General features: G+C 44.2%; 2 protein-coding genes. Both read right to left on the bottom strand.

Annotation, left to right across the window (positions count from 1 at the left end):
• Positions 1–1,471, bottom strand: a 1,471-nt coding sequence (tnpC, locus tag IX84_RS30070) for an IS66 family transposase (protein WP_052516523.1), incomplete at its 3' end; no start/stop codon positions are given.
• A gap of 379 nt (positions 1,472–1,850) precedes the next feature.
• Positions 1,851–2,816 (bottom strand): alpha/beta fold hydrolase, encoded by a 966-nt coding sequence (locus tag IX84_RS30065; protein WP_044230270.1) that lies wholly within the window; start codon positions 2,814–2,816, stop codon positions 1,851–1,853.
• Between the last annotated feature and the right edge of the window lie 265 nt (positions 2,817–3,081).

Below are 3,081 nucleotides of genomic sequence, written 5' to 3'. Positions count from 1 at the left end.
AATCGCCCCAGAGCAAATTCGATACGAATGGCTCAGTTTGGGCAGTGAAGAGTTTTTTCATAGCCTCAAAAGCGGAGTATCCCTGTTTAGTGGCTGTCGATAAGAAAGCCCTGATACGCAAGAAGCGGTTGCCAGTCTCTATGCTGTGAAAGAAACCGGATATTTTCATTTTCACTTTTAGCATCCTTATGTCCCGCTCCGCCCTGTTGTTGTCAAAAGGGACCCGGAAGTCGTACAGAAAACGGAGCACCTCGCTGGCATATTCTTTTAAGGCCATAAGGAGGTTGTGGGTTTTGGTTTGCTTAGGCGGCCCTTTTGTGCCATCCCCATTTACAGCAGGGTGCAGTTTTAGCCCCTGTTGTACCCAGGTCATGTATCGTTGGCGGTACTGTGCGCAGTGGCTGGAAGAAAACGCATCTTTGCCCTTCGCTTTTGCCCGTTTTACTGCTTTATTGATGTTTTTGAGCAGTTCCTGCAGTTGCCGGGCCCAGTAATCATTATGCTCGTCAATGACGGCTTGTAAGTTGCGCAGTAAATGGGCATTGCACAGGCTATGCTGGCAGTCATAGCCGAAGTAGTTAGCGTAGCGGTCATGCACTGCAATGCCTTTAAAACCTGGCAAGATGCCCATTTCGTCCATCGTAGCATAGCCCCGCTTTCCAAGAAAGAAGTAAGTATGGGCGCTGCCGCTGGCCACATGGGCATAAGCCTGCCCTTGCGCGCGCACGCCTGTTTCGTCAAAGCCTGCTACCTCCTCTTGTTGAAAGCGCCTTATTATTTGTTCGCTGAAGCTGTCCAGTTGGCAGCAAGCCTCTGAAAGCATATTGTCTAGCGTCCCTTCGCTTATTGGCTGCCCTAAAAAATCGGACAGCAGTTCTGCCGTGCGTCCGTAAGGCAGCAATTGGTATGACATGCAGTAGCTGGCAAATGTCCGCAGGTTGGGGCCGTACACCGCATTATTCGTAGCTTCGGCGGGGAAGAGCCCCTGCGTGCGCACCCCACAGCAGGAACAGCTGGCGCGGTGTGCACGGTGCTCTGTGACTTGTATCTCAATTGGGGGGATATCGAAGACCTGACGGCGGTCAAACCCCAAGCTTGGCTGCCCCGATAAATCTGCGCCGCAACCAGAGCAAGCCTTTGGGTAATGATCCTCAATCTTCGCCTCGGCGCTGGGCACCATCTTCAAAGTAGTGCCCTTATGCCCTGGCTGTCCACCGGGTTTCCTGCCTTTCTTACTTTTTTGGGTTGTTGTGCGTGACTTCGTAGGGCCATCACTGCTCGGCGGTCGAGAACTGTTCCGGCTGTTTTGGTTGAGCTGGGCTTCCAGTTCTTTGATGCGCTGCTCTAATGTCCGGATCGTTTCGTCGCGCTGGGATATGGTTTCTTGCTGCATAGAAATAATAACCCTGACCACCTGGCTAATGTCAGGCGGCAGCTTGGATAGTAGGTTATTCAGTGCAGACGGTTCCATGGGATTAAATATCGTATTTTATTTTAACTTTGTCTAAAGCGGCTGAATGTTTACAAAAATACAATACTCGACAGGACCTTTACCCGCCTTTCAAAATTTCATTTACCCGATTTGGAACTCAAGTTCTTGATTTCCGGATAATTCCCAATTCTGAGTTTTCATTTTCGAGGCGGGACAATTCATATTTTCAATTCCATAGAATGCCAATTCTCATGCGGTACCCCATAACGGCCCGGCTACGTGACGTGCCGGACTCTAAATTTACTATTTTCATTTCATTTCACAAATGCTAGCGCAGGCAGCGAAAGACCAAATTGGCGCAGCCTGGCTTTTGCTGACTGCGCGGGTTTTTCAATCTCTATTTTCCTCTCGAAGATTTTTACCGGCATGGCATGTAGCCATTGTTACCACCCGTTTCATTTATCAATTCATTTACAGACTTCATTAGTTGCTCTTTTAATTCTTTGTCAAATGGTGAATGTCCTCCATTTACCAAGTGAAGTTTTGCTCTTTTTAATTGACTGTGTAGTCTAACAGCATATTTCGGTAGCGTCACATAATCATTTCTTCCATGAATTATCATTATTCGGATATTATTAATGCATTTTATGTTGTCCCAAATATAGTTATCTGGCATAAAAAAATTATTTAGAGAGTAGTGAGACAATAAAATTGCCCTTGTCAGGTAATCGCTTTTTTCTAACTTTGACCTTATCTTTTTTGTATCGCTATCCATACTTGACACTGAAATTCCATAATAATTGAGCTCGTATGCTAACTCTTTTTGTTCATACTTATTCCCGTTAAGTATTTTTCTAAAATAGTAGGTTGAAACATCCTTTTTATATTCATCTGGGACTTTTGATTCATACCTTTCCCATTTATTTCGAAATATTGACCTTATACCTCCTGTTTCAAAAAATTCCCGCTCTTCCCTTGTCGCAGCAAATACCCCTCTTAAGATCATCCCTTTTACTTTTTCAGGGTTTTTGATCGCAAATAATAAAGCAACAGTGCTGCCCCAAGATCCTCCAAATAAATATACCCTCTCCTTTTTAAGGTGAACCAAAAGGTTATTTATGTCTTGTATTATTCTAGGTGTTGTGTTTTCATCCAGCTCTTGTTTAGGAATACTTTTTCCACATCCTCTCTGATCAAATAATATCACATTCACTGCATTCAAATCAAAGAACTGTAAATCTCTTTTGGAACATCCAATTCCCGGCCCTCCATGTATAAACAATATAGTTTCCCCTGATTCATTACCATGCTCCTCATAATAAATACTATGAATACCATCTACTTTTAAATATCCACTTTTACTCTCGCCTTTCAATTGATTCATTGTTTTTTTTTTATAATGGGTGGTAACGGCCCGGCTACGCGCAGGCTGGGATTCTAAATTTACTCTTTTCGTTCGATTTCACCAATACTAGCGCAGGCAGCAAAAGACGAAACTGGCGAAGCCAGGCTTTTGATGCCTGCAGCGGACTTTCATTCCTGATTTTTCAATCGTAGATTTTTACCCAGCTTGAGTGTAGCCATTGTTATGGGTTGCCGCTTTATTCTTTTCACCGTTTCAAAAAAAGGGCCCATTTCAAATTCTGGAC

It is taken from the genome of Phaeodactylibacter xiamenensis, assembly GCF_000759025.1.
Taxonomy (GTDB): domain Bacteria; phylum Bacteroidota; class Bacteroidia; order Chitinophagales; family Saprospiraceae; genus Phaeodactylibacter; species Phaeodactylibacter xiamenensis.
Note: the sequence above shows the minus strand (reverse complement) of the source record. Positions and strands in the feature narration are given on the sequence as shown.